The organism is Dechloromonas sp. H13, assembly GCF_009469615.1.
Lineage (GTDB): Bacteria > Pseudomonadota > Gammaproteobacteria > Burkholderiales > Rhodocyclaceae > Azonexus.
The window spans coordinates 1-14,687 of record NZ_SSXX01000004.1 but is presented as its reverse complement, the minus strand read 5'-3'; the positions used below and the strand labels follow the sequence as shown (position 1 = coordinate 14,687).

Sequence of the window (14,687 nt, the reverse complement as noted above, 5' to 3'; positions counted from 1 at the left end):
CCATTTTACCGGGGGACCTCGACCCGCGTGCAGGAACCGCAGGCAAAGCTCAGTTCCGTCCACCGCTGCGGCGGCAGCCCCTGCCAGTGCGCCAGCAGGGTGCGGATGACCCCGGCGTGGGTGACGATCACCGCCTCCGGCACCGTCAGCCCGGCGACGAAAGCGAGCGCCCGCGCCTGCAGCAGGCGCGGCGATTCTCCGCCCGGCGGCGCGTAGCCGGCGACATCGGCTGCCCAGGCATCGAGTTCGGCACGCGGAATGGCGTCCCACGGTCGACCTTCCCAGCGGCCGAAATCCATTTCGGTCAGGCGTTCATCGAGGACCGGCAGTGGGTGCAGCAGTTCCGCCAGCGACCGGCATCGGCGCAGCGGGCTGCTCCACACCGGCAGCTCCGGCGGCAGTTCAGCGCGCAGCCGCGCCGCGACCGCCCCGGCATTTTCGGCCTCCAGATCGAGTCGACCGTAGCAGATACCCGGCGCGACCCGCGGCTTCGGATGGCGGACGAGATGGAGGATCAAGCGGATGCCGGCTCAGCCGAAATGGCCGCCGAGCGTCGCGACGCAGAGCGTCAGCCCGCCGAGCAGCAGATTCAACGCCACCAGCTGGCGGATGCGGTTCAGCGCCGCCCCGGCGGCCGGCCAGTCCTGACGCCCGACCCCGACCTTGAGGCGCGGATAGTACCGGTGGTGGACGATGCCGAAGATGGCCATCATGACCAGGCCGATCCCGGCCATCGCGTGCCAGTGCAGTGGTGCCCGCGCGAAGCCGGTCACCATCATGCCGGCAAACCCGGAGAGCAGGATAGCGACGACGCTTGCTGCCACCGCCCGAAAAAAGCGCCCAAGCACCGCCGCCAGCAAGGGCAGACGCTGTGCAGGTGGCAACTGCGCGGCGGCCACCGGCCTCAGGCAGAAGTGCGCGAAGAACATGCCGCCGACCCAGATGATGACACCGGCAAGATGGAGCAACAGGAGGATTGGATTCATGGCGGGCGCTCCGCGAAGGAATGGCGTGCCAATAATACGTCGCCGCCGCCACCCCGGAACATCATTACCCGACGCCGAGCCGCCGCCATAGCAGACAACGGTTGTTCGACGGCATCGCGCGGTTCTCGATCAGGGCCAGCCCAGCCTGCCGGGCCAGCGCGTCCACCGCCCCGACATCGCGAATCCCCTTATGCGGCGCTTTCTCCCTGAGCGCTTGGTCGAAGGCCGCGTTGCTCGCGCTGGTGAATTGGCCGTCGACGTTGAACGGGCCGTAGATCAGCAGGAGGCCACCCGGTTCAAGGATGCCGGGGAGCCCCGCGAACAGCGCCGCGACGGCATCCCAGGGCATGATGTGCAGGGTGTTGGCGCTATAGACCGCGTCATAGCGCCCGCTCGGCCATGCGCCAAGGACGTCGAAGACGAACGGCGGCAGGACGTTGGTCAGCGCCGCGTCGTCCAGCCAGGCGCGGATGCCGGGCAGGAAATCGGGGCGGTCCGAGGTCTGCCAGACGAGGTGCGGCAGGCGTTCGGCGAAATAGATGGCGTGCTGGCCGGTGCCGCTGCCGATCTCCAGCACGCGGCGCCGGTCGGCGAAGGCTTCGCGCAGCACCGCGAGAATGGGATCGCGGTTCTTCCCGGTAGAGGGGGCGTCGGGCTTTTCCATGCGCTTCGGACCAGAAAGGGAACAGGTCGAAGCTTAGCCCGACACGGCCGTCGGCAGGTGGACGAGTACGCCGAGGTAGAACGCGATCTCGCTAGCCTGCTGCACGGCGCCCAGGCAGTCGCCGGTGTAGCCGCCGAGCCAGCGCCGGAATTTGGCGGCCAGCCAGAGGGTGGCCGCGGCCGCCAGCGCACCGCCGGCAATGGCCTTTTCCAGCGGCAGCAGGGCCAGCGCGGCGAGCGCGAAGCCCGCCGCCAGCGCCATTTCGGCCATCGACAGGCGGGTCGCCAGCGGCTTGGCCTTGGCCAGCAGGTCTTCGCGCACGTAATCCATCGCCGCCAACAACACCGTCGCGCAGAAGCGCGACAGCGCATGGCCGGCCAGCAGCGCGTAAGGAACCAGCGTCGCATCGAGCGCACTCAGCAGCGTGAATTTGCCGAGCAGCGCCAGCACCATCGCCACCACGCCGTAACTGCCGACCCGCGAATCCTTCATGATTTCCAGGATGCGCAGCTTCTCCCAGCCGCCGCCGAGGCCGTCCACCGTGTCCGACAAACCGTCTTCGTGGAAGGCGCCGGTGGCGTAAATGGTCGCCGCCATCGACAGCAGCACGGCGACCGGCTGCGGCCACAACTGCATGGCGCCAAGGAAGACCAGCGCGCCGATGCTGCCGACCAGCAGGCCGACCGCCGGGAAGTAGCGCGCCGAGCGGTTCAGCGCCTCCGCCGAATGCCCGACCCAGCCCGGCACCGGCAGGCGGGTGAAGAAGCGGACGGCGCCGAAGAAATATTCCAGCTCGCGGCGGAGCATCAGGCTTTTTCCGACACCCCGGCCGACTCGAAGCTGGCCATGTCGTTGAGGAAACCCAGCGCCGCCCGCACCAGCGGGTAAGCCAGCGCCGCCCCGGTGCCTTCGCCGAGGCGCAGGCCGAGGTCGAGCAGCGGTTCGACGTCCAGTGCCCGTAATTGCGCCGCGTGGCCCGGCTCGGCCGAGCGATGGCAAAAGACGCAGTAGTCGAGCAGCGCCGGGGCCAGCCGGGCGGCGGTCAAGGCGGCCGAACCGACGATGAAGCCGTCGATCAGCAGGGTCATCTTCGCCTCCGCCGCACCCAGCATGGCACCGACCATCATGGCGATTTCGAAGCCGCCGAACTCGGCCAGCACGTTCAGCGGTTCATCGTTGCCGCCGGCGTTGCGATAGCGCTGCAGCGCCTGTTCCAGCAGCGCCTGCTTGCGCGCCAGCCCGACATCGTCCAGCCCGGTGCCGCGCCCGATGCAGTCGGTGAGCGGCGTGCCGGTCAGGCAATGGGTGAGCAGCGAGGCGGCGGCGGTGTTGCCGATGCCCATTTCGCCGAAGCCGACCAGATTGCAACGGTTGCTCGCGAGATTACGGCTGATTTCCGCGCCGCGCGCGATGGCCTGGGCGCATTGTTCGGCGGTCATCGCCGGTTCTTCGATGTAGTTGGCCGTACCGGGCGCCACCTTGGCGTCGATCAGCCCGTTGCGGCGGCCGAAATCGTGCGCCACGCCGGCATCGATGATCGCCAGATGCATCTCGTTCTGCCGCGCGAACACATTGATCGCGGCGCCGCCAGCGAGAAAATTCTCGACCATCTGCCAGGTCACGTCCTGCGGGTAGGCCGAAACGCCGGCCTTGGCCGCGCCATGGTCGCCGGCAAAAACCAGCAGATGCGGCTGGTCGAACTCGGGATCGAGGCGCTGCTGGATCAGGCCGATTTTTTTGGCGACCTGTTCGAGTTGGCCGAGCGCGCCGAGCGGCTTGGTCTTCTGGTCGATCTTGTGCTGCAAGGCAGCGGCCAACCCCTGATCGGGGGCGGTGATGTCGAAACTGGAATGCATCCGATTCTTCCCGTCAAAAAACGCAAAAGGGCCTCGCGGCGGCGTTCAGCGAACGCGACCGCGAAGCCCTGTCCACAGGCTCCCTGAACCGATTCGATACGTCTTCTGGCTCTCGGATCGTCCGGCCTGCCACGCCTTCCCGGCTTGCACCAGTGGCATCCTGCGACAGCCGTCCCCGATTACAGCGGCGGGCCCGCCCCGGAATGGAGAAAATCTCGCCACCGGGTTCCGTTTCATCGAATCGGGGCGGATTATCCGGCTTGCCGGGAAGCCGCGCAATCACCTAAAGTGCCGGCCATGAATGAACTCATCCTTGGCGGCGCCCGTTCGGGCAAAAGCCTGCTGGCCGAAAAACGGGCGGCAGCATCCGGCCTGCGCGTCATCTACCTGGCCACCGCCGAAGCTTGCGACAACGAAATGGCGCGCCGCATTGCCCACCACCGCGAACGGCGGCCGAGCGATTGGGGCTGCACCGAAGAAAAGCTGGAACTGGCCGCCAGACTGCGCGAACTGGCCGCGCCGGATGCCTGCGTGCTGGTCGACTGCCTGACGCTGTGGCTGTCCAACCTGCTCTTCGCCGGCCGCGCGGCTGCACAAGCCGAAGCCGGCGAGGCCATCGACTGCCCGTTGCTGCAGGGCGAAACGACCGCCCTGATCGAACTGCTCCCCACCCTGCCCGGCCACATCATTCTGGTGTCCAATGAAGTCGGCTGGGGCATCGTGCCGATGCATCCGGTGTCACGGATATTCGCCGACGAGCAGGGACGCCTCAACCAGCGCGTCGCCGCCGTTTGCGATCAGGTGACACTGGTTGCAGCGGGGTTGCCGCTGAAGCTTAAAGGCTGAAGCCGACAATTTCCGACCAGCGAATTTGGACTGTTTTTTTGAGGTCGACCGCGACTAACAGGGGATTGGGCTAGGTTGGGGGCCATAATTGGGAAAAACCGTGGCCCGTCCCCGATTTCTCTGAAAACCAACCGGCTCAGATCGTGGCTGCGCACGATCTAACATTAATCGTTAGCCATTGCCTTGCATGTCCAGATCGCTTTTGCCAATGTTAATTTCCTTAGCAAGCGTTTGAAGATTCTCAAACACTGTTTCGCCGCCTTTGTTCCACGGAACGATGTGGTCAACCTCAAGGATGACACTCGGATCAGTTGCTGGAGAGCGCCCGGTTATCCTGCAACGAAAGTTGTCTCGGCGCATGACGAGAAAACGTAAACGATAGTTGATGTTGCGAGATGTCTTGTGCTTTCCGGATTGCTCGCCTGGTTCTGGCACTGCTGTAACGAATGTACCTTCGTTCGCCCAAGCCACAAACGCCTCAAGGGCTTTTCTCCAACCACCAAAACGCTTCTCGTAAGTACCAGACGAGAAATTCGACACCTGCGATGTCAGGTCACTGTATTTTGGTTGCCGCCCAAGAGTAGCCCAAACATCCGCGAGATTGGCGAAGAGCTCCTCATTCGGAATGTTGAGCTTGCGAGATTTGGCCAGCCCAGCAGCCTCTGATGCTTTGAACCATGAACCGAAGCGACGCGCCAGCGTAGACGCATGGAATTGTCCGCGCTCGTTGTATTGATCGATTGTGACGGAGCCCGCGCCGATCTCTTTGGCGACGCGCTGAAGGTCCGCGATGAATTCGGCGTCCGAGATGTTGCGATAATGCGGCTCTAGCTCAAAGCGCGATTTCATAAATGGCAAACTAGAAATAAACGACAGAATTGTCGCCTAATCTAGCGACCTGTCTAATAAGCTGCACGATCAAAGGAGCCAGGCTCTTAGATTCGCGAGCGCCGGGTTACTAAACCCCAACAGCATACCTATACTGCAGTCGGTTGTCCGCTTCGGGCCATGTTAATTTACGACCGTTGCTGGCCGATTACCCCATTCCCCTACCCCACAACACCCTCACGCCTCCGGCAACACCCCCGCCAACCTTCCCCAATCCAGCGCCGCTTCAACTGCATCGGCCAAGCGATCCAGATCGGCTTCGCGGCGGGCGGGGTAGTCGACTGCGGTGCTAGCTTTGAGTCCGGCCCAGGCGAGCAGCGCGGTCAACGTCTCGGGATGGTCGAAAAGGCCGTGGCAGTAGGTGGCGAGAATCTGCCCGTCGGGCGAGATGGCGCCGTCGGGGCGGGCGTCGGCGAGGTGGACGGCGGGATGGCCCAGTGCGCGGCCTTGGGTGACGCCGAGGTGGATTTCGTAGCCGGTCATGGCCGGCTGGCCCGGTAGCGCCAAGTGACCACTCACATTGCGCAATTGTTTTTCGGCGGCGAGCGTGGTGTCGGCATCCAGCAGGCCGAGGCCCGGCGTGCTGCCGGGCGCGCCTTCGAGGCCGAGCGGGTCGTGGATGTGGCGGCCGAGCATCTGGTAGCCGCCGCACAGGCCGATGAGTTTGCCGCCGTAGCGCAGGTGCTTTTTGATCGCCGCTTCCCAGCCTTGCGCGCGCAGCCAGTCGAGGTCGGCGCGCACGGCCTTGGAGCCGGGCAGGACGATCAGGTCGGCCGCCGGCATGGCCGCGCCGGGCGCGACCCAGCGGAAGTCGACCTCGGGGTGCAGGCGCAGGGGGTCGAGGTCGTTGTGGTTGGAGATGCGCGGCACCACCGGCGCGACGATTTTGATTTTCGCCTGTTTTTCGGGGTCGACCGCAACAGGTGCAATCGCGTCCTCGGCGTCGAGCATCAGGCCGTGCAGGTAGGGCAGGACGCCGAGCACCGGCTTGCCGGTGCGCTCTTCCAGCCAGAGCAGGCCGGGTTCGAGCAGGCTGATGTCGCCACGAAAGCGGTTGATGACGAAGCCCTTGACCCGCGCCTGCTCGGACAGCGACAGCAGATCGAGCGTGCCGATCAGATGGGCAAAAACACCGCCGCGGTCGATGTCGGCGATCAGGATCACCGGGCAGTCGACCGCCTCGGCGAAGCCCATGTTGGCGATGTCGCGGTCGCGCAGGTTGATCTCGGCCGGCGAACCGGCGCCTTCGACCAGCACGCAATCGTAGGCTGCGGTCAACCGCCCCCAGGAGGCCAGCACCGCGCCCATCGCCCGGGGCTTGTAGGCGTGGTAGTCGCGGGCATCGAGATTCATCGCGACCCGGCCGTGGATGATGATCTGCGCCGTCTTGTCGGTCGTCGGCTTGAGCAGCACCGGGTTGAAATCGGAGTGCGGCGCCAGCCCGGCGGCCAAGGCCTGCAGGGCCTGCGCGCGGCCGATCTCGCCGCCGTCGACGGTCACCGCCGAATTGAGCGCCATGTTCTGCGGCTTGAACGGCGCGACCTTGACGCCACGGCGCTTGAGAATGCGGCACAGCGCGGCGACCAGCGTCGTTTTTCCGGCATCCGATGTAGTGCCTTGAACCATCAGCGAGCGGCAGGACATGGGTTTACCCGAACCAGAAGGGGAGCGGATTATCGCACTTGCCTCCACCTGCCGGGTCGCTTAGCATCGGCGGCGCCCGGCCTCGCGCCCAAGGCGTGAGGAGAATCCGTGGATCACCAGTTTCCCGAGGCAGCACGCGCTGCCGTTTACCAGGCCATTTTCAGCCGCCGCGATGTGCGCGGCCAGTTTCTGCCGACGCCCGTGCCGGATGACGTGCTCGGCCGCCTGTTGATGGCCGCGCACCATGCGCCGTCGGTCGGCTTCATGCAGCCGTGGAATTTCCTGCTGGTGCGCTCGGACGACGTCAAGCGGCACGTCCATGCGGCATTCAGCGAAGCCAACGCCGAGGCGGCGCGCATGTTCCCGGACGAGAAACGCGAGATCTACAGCAAGCTCAAGCTGCAGGGCATCCTCGACGCGCCGATCAACCTGTGCATCACCTGCGACCGCACGCGCAGCGGCCCGGTCGTGCTCGGCCGCACGCACATGCCGACGATGGACCTTTATTCCAGCGTGTGCGCCGTCCAGAACCTGTGGCTGGCGGCACGCGCCGAGGGCATCGGTGTCGGCTGGGTGAGCATTTTTCACGAAAAGGCGCTGCAGGACGCGCTCGGCATTCCGCACCACATCGTGCCCATCGCCTACCTGTGCATCGGCTACGTCAGCCATTTCAACGACAGGCCGGAGCTGGAAAAGGCCGGCTGGCTGCCGCGCCTGCCGGTCGAGGAGCTGGTGTATTTCGAGCAATGGGGTGCCACGGATTCGGGCCTCAATGCACCGTTGACCGCAACATTGCACGAAATGCGGGCGGCGATGCAGCACGAAGGGCGTTTTCCGCTATGAACCCGGATTCCGATAACCCGACGCCAGCCTCCCGGCTCGACCTGTCCGCCATCGGCAACCCGGACGGTTGGCCGGTGCCACCGCTGCCGGCAAACGCCTGGCACGCCCTGCCGGAAGGCGATGACGGCCTGCTGGCCGCAGCCGCTGGCTATTACGGCAATGCCAACCTGCTGCCGGTGGCCGGGGCGCTGGCCGCCGTCCGCCTGCTGCCGGCGCTGCTGCCGCGTGCGGTCGTCGCCTGCGTCGGCCCGCTGGCCAGTCCGCATGTCGAATCGTGGACGCAAGTCGGCCATCGTCCGCGCCTGCTGCAAAACGCCACTTTGCCGCGCGCGCTGGCCGCCGCGACGCCCTACGTCCTGCTCTCTAACCCGAACGACGTCAACGCCATACAACATCCACACGCTACTGCGGTCGACGCTGCAAAACAGCTGAAAAAGCGCGGCGGATGGCTGATCGTCGATGAAAGCCTGATCGACCCGACGCCGGAAGAAAGCCTGACGCCGCTGGCTGGCACGGACGAGGCGCCCAACCTGATCGTGCTGCGCTCGTTCGACCATTTCTTCGGGCTGGCCGGGGCGCGGGTCGGTTTCGTCGGCGCCGCCCCCGAGTTGCTGGCCAAGATGGCGGCGGCGATGGGGCCGTGGACGGTTGCCGGGCCATCGCGCGCGGCAGCCCGGCTGGCGCTGCTCGACAGCGATTGGCAGGCGGCGACACGCGCCCGGCTGCGGAGCGCCGGCCAGCGTTTGCACGATTTGCTGGCGCCCTTGGGCGAGGTCAGATCGACGGCGCTGTTCGCGGCACTGAGCACACCGCAAGCGACCGAACTGCACGACCATCTCGCCCGCCACGGCATTCTCGTCCACCACTTCGAGCCAGCATCGCTGCTCCGCTGCGGCCTGCCGGGCGACGAAGCCGACTGGCAGCGCCTGGCCGCCGCCCTCGCCGCATGGAAACCCGCCGCATGAACCACCGCCACCTGAAAATCGCCCGTATTTTGGCGTTGACCGCAACCGTCGCCCTGCTCCCCGCCGCGCACGCCGAACTCGTCTTCAAGGACGACAGCGGCCGTGAAATTCGCCTCAAGGCGCCGGCCAAACGCATCATCACCCTCGCCCCGCACGCCACCGAACTGCTCTACGCCGCCGGGGCCGGCGACCGGCTGATCGGCACTGTCGACTACAGCGACTTTCCGCCCGCCGCCAAAAAAATCCCGCGCGTCGGCAGCTATGACCGTTTCGACCTCGAAGCGATCAGCGCGCTCAAGCCCGACCTGATCATCGCCTGGGAAACCGGCAACCCGGCGGCGCAGGTGGACAAGCTCAAGGCACTTGGCCTGACCGTTTATGTCACGCAGCCGAATCGCATGGAAGACGTCGCCGGCCAGCTCGAACAACTTGGCCGGCTGGCCGGCACCGAAGCCACGGCCAATGCCGCCGCGGCACAGTTCCGCCAGCGCCTTGAAACCCTGCGCCGGAGCAATGCCGGCAAGCCGAAAATCCGCGTTTTCTACCAGATCTGGGTAACGCCGCTGATGACCGTCGGCGGCCCGCAGATCATCACCAGCGCCATCGAATTGTGCGGCGGCGAAAACGTCTTCGGCCATCTGGCGCAGATGGCGCCGACGGTCAGCGTCGAGGCCGTGCTCGCCACCGACCCCGAAGCCATCGTTGCCACCGGCATGGGCGACGCGCGTCCGGAATGGCTGAACGACTGGAACAAATGGACGCGGATGACTGCCGTCAAGCGCGGCAACCTGTTCCATATCCACCCCGACCTCATGCAGCGCCACACGCCGCGCATCCTCGACGGCGCCGAGAAACTTTGCGCCGACCTCGATGTCGCACGCAGCCGCCGACCCGCAAAATAGAAAAATGAGCCGCCTGCCGCAACGCATCGTCTGCCTGACCACCGAAACCGTCGAAGTCCTCTACGCCATCGGCGAGCAGGACCGCATCGCCGGCATCACCGGTTACACCGTGCGCCCGCCCGAAGCGCGCAAGGAAAAGCCCAAGGTTTACGCCTTCACCAGCGGCGACATCGACAAGATTCTCGCGGTGCAGCCCGATCTGGTGCTGACCTTCTCCGACCTCCAGGCCGACATCGCGCGCGACCTGATCAAGGCCGGCGTGCCGGTCTACGCCTTCAACCAGCGCAGCATCGACGACACGCTGGGCATGGTCGAAACCATCGGCCGCCTGGTCGGCGCCGAAGCGAAGGCCATGCAGATGGTCGCCGAACTGGAAGGGCAGATCGCCGATGCCCGCGCCATCGCCGCCGCACGCATTGCCCGCAGCGGCCGGCGGCCGCGCGTCTATTTCGAGGAATGGGACGAACCCAACATCACCGCCGTGCGCTGGGTCTCGGAGCTGATCGAGATCGCCGGCGGCGAGAACATCTTCGCCGACCGCGCCGCCTCGCCGCTAGCGCGCGACCGCATCCTCGCCGACCCGCTGGAAGTCGTCGAACGCGCGCCCGACATCATCATCGGCTCGTGGTGCGGCAAGCATTTCCGCCCCGAGCGGGTTGCCGCCCGCCCCGGCTGGTCGACCGTACCCGCCGTGGTCAACGGCCGGCTGCACGAGATCAAGTCGGCCATCATCCTGACGCCGGGGCCGGTGGCGATCAGCGAGGGCCTGCCGCTGCTGCTCGACCTATTTGATCTATGAGAAAGCCGGCGCCGGCCGGCTGGCTATAATCGTTTGCTTGACGACAGGAGACTGCCCATGAAATTCGCCCTTTCCGCCCTCGCCGCCGCCCTGACCCTGGCCAGCCCGGCAAGCTTCGCCGGCGACGCCGGCACCACCGCCATCGAGGCGCTCGGCAAGGTCAACGGCATCGCCCTCGCCTGCCAGCAGCCGGCGATCGCCAGCCGCGCCCGCAACGCGCTGGTGACCACCGCCCCGAAAACCCGCGCCAACGGCGAAATCTTCGAAAATGCGACCAACGCCGCCTACCTCGAACAGGGCAAGGGCGCCCCCTGCCCCGACGCGGCGACCCTCGCCAGCCTCGTCGACGCCGCCGAGAAGGGCCTGCAATCGGCCTTCGCGACGGGCCGCTGATGCGCCGCACCGGGCTCGCCCTGCTGGCGGCGGCGCTGCTTGCCGGCGCCGCCGTCGCCCAGCCCGCGCATTCGCCGCTGGAGGAAGAGAGCGTCGGCATCAACCCGCGCTACCTGCTGCAGGACCCGCGCGGGCGCTCGGTGACCAACGAGGATTTCCGCGGCCGCTTCCAGCTGATCGCCTTCGGCTACACCTACTGCCCGGACGTCTGCCCGACGACGCTGGTCGAAATGGCCGCCCTCCTCAAGCAGCTCGGCGACCAGGCCGAACGCCTGCAGCCGATCTTCATCACCGTCGATCCGGAACGTGACAGCGGCAAGGTGCTGCAGACCTACACCGAGTTCTTCGATCCGCGCATCCTCGGCCTGACCGGCTCGCCGGCCCTGGTCCGCCGCGCTGCCGACAATTTCAAGATCCGCTACGCCAAGGTGCGCGAACCGGGCGCCGAGAACTACGCGGTCGACCACTCGGCGGGCATGATTTTGCTCGGCCCGGACGGCGCCTTCATCAAGAAATTCGCCTTTGCCACGCCGGTAGACGACATCGCCGCGCAACTGCGGGAAGTGCTCGCCGCCCACCCGGCCGCGCCAGCCCGGCGCTGAGCGCGGATTGACTTTTCACAGCCCGCTCGGTATCGTCGTTGGCAAGCTGGTCCGCCAGCCGCGCCGATTTGAGCTCTGATTGCGGGCGCGCCACAAATACTGCTAAAACGGGAACCACCCAGTTCGCGTTTTTCGGCCAACTGGGTTTTTTGTTTTCAGGAACACCATGTCAGGACAATCCGTCGGCGTCGTCGAATCGCAGCGCGCCCATTTCGACCAACCGCTGCACCTGCGCAGCGGCGGCGTGCTGCCGGCCTACGACCTGGTCTATGAAACCTACGGCACGCTCAATGCCGCCAAGTCGAACGCCATCCTCGTCTGCCACGCCCTGTCCGGCCATCATCATGTCGCCGGGCACTACGCCGACCAGCCGGACAACATCGGCTGGTGGGACAACATCGTCGGCCCCGGCCGGCCGCTCGACACCGACCGCTTCTTCATCGTCGGCCTGAACAACCTCGGCGGCTGCCACGGGTCGACCGGCCCGTCGACGCTCAACCCGGCGACCGGCAAGCCGTGGGGCGCCGATTTCCCGATTGTCGCGGTCAACGACTGGGTCCACGCCCAGGCCCGGCTCGCCGACCGGCTCGGCATCGACAGCTGGGCGGCAGTCATGGGCGGCAGCCTGGGCGGCATGCAGGCGCTGCGCTGGAGCATCACCTTCCCGCAGCGCGTGCGCAACGCCATCGTCATCGCTGCCGCGCCCAAACTGTCGGCGCAGAACATCGCCTTCAACGACGTCGCCCGCCAGGCGATCCTGACCGATCCCGACTTCCATGGCGGCAACTACTACGAACACAATACTCGCCCGGTACGCGGCCTGCGCCTAGCGCGCATGCTCGGCCACATCACCTATCTGTCCGACGACCAGATGGGCGAGAAATTCGGCCGCGAATTGCGCAACAGTTCGTTCGCCTTCGATTTCGACGTCGAATTCGAGGTCGAATCCTACCTGCGCTACCAAGGCGACAAGTTCGCCGGCTATTTCGACGCCAACACCTACCTGCTGATGACCAAGGCGCTCGACTACTTCGATCCGTCGCGCGAGGACAATGGCAACCTGACGGCGACCATGGCGCGCACCCGGGCCAACTTCCTGATCGTTTCCTTCGCCACCGACTGGCGCTTCTCGCCGGCCCGCTCCAAGGAAATCGTCGCCGCGCTGCTGGCCAACGGGCGCAACGTTTCCTATGCCGACATCAACCTGAATTTCGGCCACGACTCCTTCCTGATGGAGGATGCGCACTATCACGGCGTGGTCGGCGCCTTCCTGCGGAACATCAAGCCATGACGCACACCCTGGGCCGCCCCGACTTCGACCTCATCGCCGGCTGGATCGAGCCGGGCCACCGCGTGCTCGACCTCGGTTGCGGCGACGGCACCCTGCTCAAGCACCTGATCGAGACGCGCGGCGTCCAGGGCTGGGGCGTCGAGATCGACGACGCCAACATCCTCGCCGCGATCAGGAACGGCATCAACGTCATCCAGGGCAACCTGGAAAAGGGCCTCGACGAGTTCGCCGACCAGGCTTTCGACCACGTCGTCCTGTCGCGCACGCTGCAGACCGTGCGCCATACCGAGGGCATCCTGCGCGAAATGCTGCGCGTCGGCCGCGAGGCGGTGGTGTCCTTCCCCAACTTCGCCTACTGGAAGAATCTGCGCTCGGTCCTTGACGGCCGCATGCCGGTCTCCGAAGACCTGCCGTACCAGTGGTACGACTCGCCCAACGTTCGCTTCTTCACGCTGCTCGATTTCGAGGATCTCTGCGCGCAGATGGGGCTGATCGTCCGCGAGCGGCACGTCCTCGACGAGGACGGCAACCTGGTCGACCGCACCGAAAACCGCGACGTCAATTTCCTCGGCAGCCTGGCTGTCTACCGCCTGACGCGCGCCCGCTGATGCCGGCCTGGCTCGCGGCGCTGCTGACGCGGAAGATGCTGATCTGCGTCTTCACCGGTTTCAGTTCCGGCCTGCCGCTCTACCTGCTGCTCAACCTGCTGCCGGCCTGGCTCAGGAGCGAAGGCGTCGACCTCAAGACCATCGGCTTCTTCGCGCTGATCCAGTTCCCCTATACCTGGAAATTTCTCTGGTCGCCGCTGCTCGACCGCTTCAGCGTGCCCGGTTTCGGCCGCCGCCGCGGCTGGATGCTGTTGACGCAGGTCGGACTCCTGCTGGCGATCGGCTCGCTCGGCGGCCTGAGCCCGCAGGAGAACATCTGGCCCATCCTGTGGCTGGCCGCGCTGCTCGCCTTCCTCTCGGGCACGCAGGACATCGCGGTCGACGCCTTCCGGCGCGAGATCCTGAGCGACAACGAACTCGGTCTCGGCAACGCCGTCCATGTGAACGCCTACCGCATCGCCGGCCTGATTCCCGGCTCGCTGTCGCTGATTCTCGCCGACCGCCTGCCGTGGAACGAGGTGTTCTGGATCACCGGTGCCTTCATGCTGCCCGGCATGGCCATGGCCTGGCTGGTCAGCGAGCCGGTGGTCAAGGGCGTCCCCAAGACCCTGCGCCAGGCGGTCACCGAGCCGTTCCACGAATTCGTCGGCCGCCAGGGCTGGCAGGGCGCCGCCCTGGTGCTCGCCTTCATCTTCCTCTACAAGCTGGGTGACAGCCTGTGCACGGCGCTGGCCACCCCGTTCTATCTCGACATGGGCTTCACCAAGACCGACATCGGCCTGATCGCCAAGCATGCCGGGCTGTGGCCGGCGGTGATCGGCGCCCTGCTCGGCGGGCTGTGGATGGTTCGGCTGGGCATCAACCGCGCGCTGTGGTTGTTCGGCGTCGTGCAGTTGGTATCGATCTTCGGTTTCGCCTGGCTGGCGGCGCAGGGCCAATTCGCCAGCATCGGCGCTGCCGAGCGGGTCGCGCTGGCTTTCGTCATCGGCCTCGAAGCGCTCGGCGTCGGCCTGGGCACGGCGGCCTTCGTCGCCTTCATCGCGCGCTCGACGCACCCGGCCTACACGGCGACGCAGATGGCGCTATTCACCAGCCTGGCTGCGGTGCCGCGCACCTTCATCAATGCCTCGGCCGGCTGGCTGGTGGAAACGCTAGGCTGGTACAGCTTCTTCTGGCTGTGCGCGGCACTGGCCGTGCCGGGCATGGTGCTGCTGCTGAAAGTTGCCCCGTGGCACGTGCAGCGGGAAACCGGTCAAGCCTGACGACTGCTAGCTGTGTAAACCCACCAGGTTGTTCAGTGAGGTGATGCGGGAGATAGGCGGCTGATATTGAAGGCTGGCATGAGGTCTGTGCCAGTTGTAGTGATGCAGCCATAGCGGCAGATGGTGGGCACGGTCGAT

17 protein-coding genes, 1 pseudogene and 1 riboswitch are annotated in these 14,687 nt (G+C 66.1%); of the genes and pseudogenes, 10 read left to right on the top strand and 8 right to left on the bottom strand.

Annotated features, from left to right (window positions below; all coding sequences use genetic code 11):
* Positions 1-5: 5 nt before the first annotated feature.
* The 5 genes from cobC to cobT form a co-directional block, all read right to left on the bottom strand.
* Positions 6-518 (bottom strand): alpha-ribazole phosphatase family protein, encoded by a 513-nt coding sequence (cobC, locus tag GH660_RS10365; protein WP_153146603.1) that lies wholly within the window; start codon positions 516-518, stop codon positions 6-8.
* Between the two features lie 12 nt (positions 519-530).
* On the bottom strand, positions 531-986 hold the full coding sequence (locus GH660_RS10360) for a DUF4149 domain-containing protein (protein WP_153146602.1): 456 nt from the start codon (positions 984-986) through the stop codon (positions 531-533).
* 64 nt (positions 987-1,050) lie between these two features.
* Positions 1,051-1,650: a DUF938 domain-containing protein gene (locus GH660_RS10355; RefSeq protein WP_153146601.1), complete on the bottom strand. Its 600-nt coding sequence runs from the start codon at positions 1,648-1,650 to the stop codon at positions 1,051-1,053.
* A 33-nt stretch (positions 1,651-1,683) separates the two neighbouring features.
* A complete protein-coding gene (locus GH660_RS10350) occupies positions 1,684-2,457 on the bottom strand; it encodes an adenosylcobinamide-GDP ribazoletransferase (RefSeq protein WP_153146600.1) in 774 nt (257 codons plus the stop codon).
* Positions 2,457-3,506, bottom strand: a complete 1,050-nt coding sequence (cobT, locus tag GH660_RS10345; RefSeq protein WP_153146599.1) for a nicotinate-nucleotide--dimethylbenzimidazole phosphoribosyltransferase — start codon at positions 3,504-3,506, stop codon at positions 2,457-2,459. The genes GH660_RS10350 and cobT overlap by 1 nt, the downstream gene beginning before the upstream one ends.
* A gap of 77 nt (positions 3,507-3,583) precedes the next feature.
* A riboswitch (cobalamin riboswitch) is annotated at positions 3,584-3,762 on the bottom strand.
* A gap of 41 nt (positions 3,763-3,803) precedes the next feature.
* Between cobT and cobU the strand changes: the two genes are divergently transcribed.
* Positions 3,804-4,352 carry a bifunctional adenosylcobinamide kinase/adenosylcobinamide-phosphate guanylyltransferase gene (gene cobU, locus GH660_RS10340; RefSeq protein WP_153146598.1) on the top strand — a complete coding sequence of 183 codons (549 nt, stop codon included), beginning with the start codon at positions 3,804-3,806 and terminating at the stop codon, positions 4,350-4,352.
* A 171-nt stretch (positions 4,353-4,523) separates the two neighbouring features.
* Here the strand turns inward: cobU and GH660_RS10335 are convergent, their stop codons facing one another.
* Both GH660_RS10335 and GH660_RS10330 read right to left on the bottom strand, forming a co-directional pair.
* Positions 4,524-5,201, bottom strand: a complete 678-nt coding sequence (locus tag GH660_RS10335; protein WP_153146597.1) for a homing endonuclease associated repeat-containing protein — start codon at positions 5,199-5,201, stop codon at positions 4,524-4,526.
* A gap of 216 nt (positions 5,202-5,417) precedes the next feature.
* Positions 5,418-6,884 carry a cobyric acid synthase gene (locus GH660_RS10330; RefSeq protein ID WP_194266290.1) on the bottom strand — a complete coding sequence of 489 codons (1,467 nt, stop codon included), beginning with the start codon at positions 6,882-6,884 and terminating at the stop codon, positions 5,418-5,420.
* A gap of 108 nt (positions 6,885-6,992) precedes the next feature.
* Here GH660_RS10330 and bluB point away from each other — a divergent pair, with 108 nt between their 5' ends.
* The 9 genes from bluB (at position 6,993) to GH660_RS10285 (ending at position 14,549) form a co-directional block, all read left to right on the top strand.
* A complete protein-coding gene (gene bluB / locus GH660_RS10325; protein WP_153146596.1) occupies positions 6,993-7,727 on the top strand; it encodes a 5,6-dimethylbenzimidazole synthase in 735 nt (244 codons plus the stop codon).
* Positions 7,724-8,692, top strand: a complete 969-nt coding sequence (locus GH660_RS10320) for an aminotransferase class I/II-fold pyridoxal phosphate-dependent enzyme (protein ID WP_153146595.1) — start codon at positions 7,724-7,726, stop codon at positions 8,690-8,692. Before bluB ends, GH660_RS10320 begins: the two co-directional genes overlap by 4 nt.
* Positions 8,689-9,594: a cobalamin-binding protein gene (locus GH660_RS10315; protein WP_153146594.1), complete on the top strand. Its 906-nt coding sequence runs from the start codon at positions 8,689-8,691 to the stop codon at positions 9,592-9,594. Before GH660_RS10320 ends, GH660_RS10315 begins: the two co-directional genes overlap by 4 nt.
* 4 nt (positions 9,595-9,598) lie before the next feature.
* Positions 9,599-10,393, top strand: coding sequence for an ABC transporter substrate-binding protein (locus GH660_RS10310; RefSeq protein WP_153146593.1), 795 nt, complete (start codon positions 9,599-9,601; stop codon positions 10,391-10,393).
* A 57-nt stretch (positions 10,394-10,450) separates the two neighbouring features.
* Complete coding sequence (locus GH660_RS10305) at positions 10,451-10,786, top strand: hypothetical protein (RefSeq protein WP_153146592.1); 336 nt, start codon at positions 10,451-10,453, stop codon at positions 10,784-10,786.
* A complete protein-coding gene (locus GH660_RS10300) occupies positions 10,786-11,388 on the top strand; it encodes an SCO family protein (protein ID WP_153146591.1) in 603 nt (200 codons plus the stop codon). Before GH660_RS10305 ends, GH660_RS10300 begins: the two co-directional genes overlap by 1 nt.
* A gap of 166 nt (positions 11,389-11,554) precedes the next feature.
* Positions 11,555-12,679: a homoserine O-acetyltransferase gene (locus GH660_RS10295; RefSeq protein WP_153146590.1), complete on the top strand. Its 1,125-nt coding sequence runs from the start codon at positions 11,555-11,557 to the stop codon at positions 12,677-12,679.
* Positions 12,676-13,287, top strand: coding sequence for a methionine biosynthesis protein MetW (gene metW, locus GH660_RS10290; protein ID WP_153146589.1), 612 nt, complete (start codon positions 12,676-12,678; stop codon positions 13,285-13,287). Before GH660_RS10295 ends, metW begins: the two co-directional genes overlap by 4 nt.
* On the top strand, positions 13,287-14,549 hold the full coding sequence (locus GH660_RS10285; protein ID WP_153146588.1) for an AmpG family muropeptide MFS transporter: 1,263 nt from the start codon (positions 13,287-13,289) through the stop codon (positions 14,547-14,549). The genes metW and GH660_RS10285 overlap by 1 nt, the downstream gene beginning before the upstream one ends.
* A gap of 6 nt (positions 14,550-14,555) precedes the next feature.
* On the opposite strand, the pseudogene GH660_RS10280 reads toward GH660_RS10285, so the two are convergent.
* A pseudogene (locus GH660_RS10280) lies at positions 14,556-14,687 on the bottom strand (IS481 family transposase); the annotation flags it as partial.

Bases quoted from the DNA above. Each gene is read 5' to 3' on its own strand.
- GH660_RS10330 (WP_194266290.1), bottom strand. From the start codon at position 6,884: ATGTCCTGCCGCTCGCTGATGGTTCAAGGCACTACATCGGATGCCGGA.
- GH660_RS10360 (WP_153146602.1), bottom strand. From the start codon at position 986: ATGAATCCAATCCTCCTGTTGCTCCATCTTGCCGGTGTCATCATCTGG.
- GH660_RS10350 (WP_153146600.1), bottom strand. From the start codon at position 2,457: ATGCTCCGCCGCGAGCTGGAATATTTCTTCGGCGCCGTCCGCTTCTTC.
- GH660_RS10315 (WP_153146594.1), top strand. From the start codon at position 8,689: ATGAACCACCGCCACCTGAAAATCGCCCGTATTTTGGCGTTGACCGCA.
- GH660_RS10355 (WP_153146601.1), bottom strand. From the start codon at position 1,650: ATGGAAAAGCCCGACGCCCCCTCTACCGGGAAGAACCGCGATCCCATT.
- GH660_RS10320 (WP_153146595.1), top strand. From the start codon at position 7,724: ATGAACCCGGATTCCGATAACCCGACGCCAGCCTCCCGGCTCGACCTG.
- cobU (WP_153146598.1), top strand. From the start codon at position 3,804: ATGAATGAACTCATCCTTGGCGGCGCCCGTTCGGGCAAAAGCCTGCTG.
- GH660_RS10295 (WP_153146590.1), top strand. From the start codon at position 11,555: ATGTCAGGACAATCCGTCGGCGTCGTCGAATCGCAGCGCGCCCATTTC.
- GH660_RS10335 (WP_153146597.1), bottom strand. From the start codon at position 5,201: ATGAAATCGCGCTTTGAGCTAGAGCCGCATTATCGCAACATCTCGGAC.
- metW (WP_153146589.1), top strand. From the start codon at position 12,676: ATGACGCACACCCTGGGCCGCCCCGACTTCGACCTCATCGCCGGCTGG.
- cobT (WP_153146599.1), bottom strand. From the start codon at position 3,506: ATGCATTCCAGTTTCGACATCACCGCCCCCGATCAGGGGTTGGCCGCT.
- GH660_RS10285 (WP_153146588.1), top strand. From the start codon at position 13,287: ATGCCGGCCTGGCTCGCGGCGCTGCTGACGCGGAAGATGCTGATCTGC.
- GH660_RS10310 (WP_153146593.1), top strand. From the start codon at position 9,599: ATGAGCCGCCTGCCGCAACGCATCGTCTGCCTGACCACCGAAACCGTC.
- GH660_RS10300 (WP_153146591.1), top strand. From the start codon at position 10,786: ATGCGCCGCACCGGGCTCGCCCTGCTGGCGGCGGCGCTGCTTGCCGGC.
- GH660_RS10305 (WP_153146592.1), top strand. From the start codon at position 10,451: ATGAAATTCGCCCTTTCCGCCCTCGCCGCCGCCCTGACCCTGGCCAGC.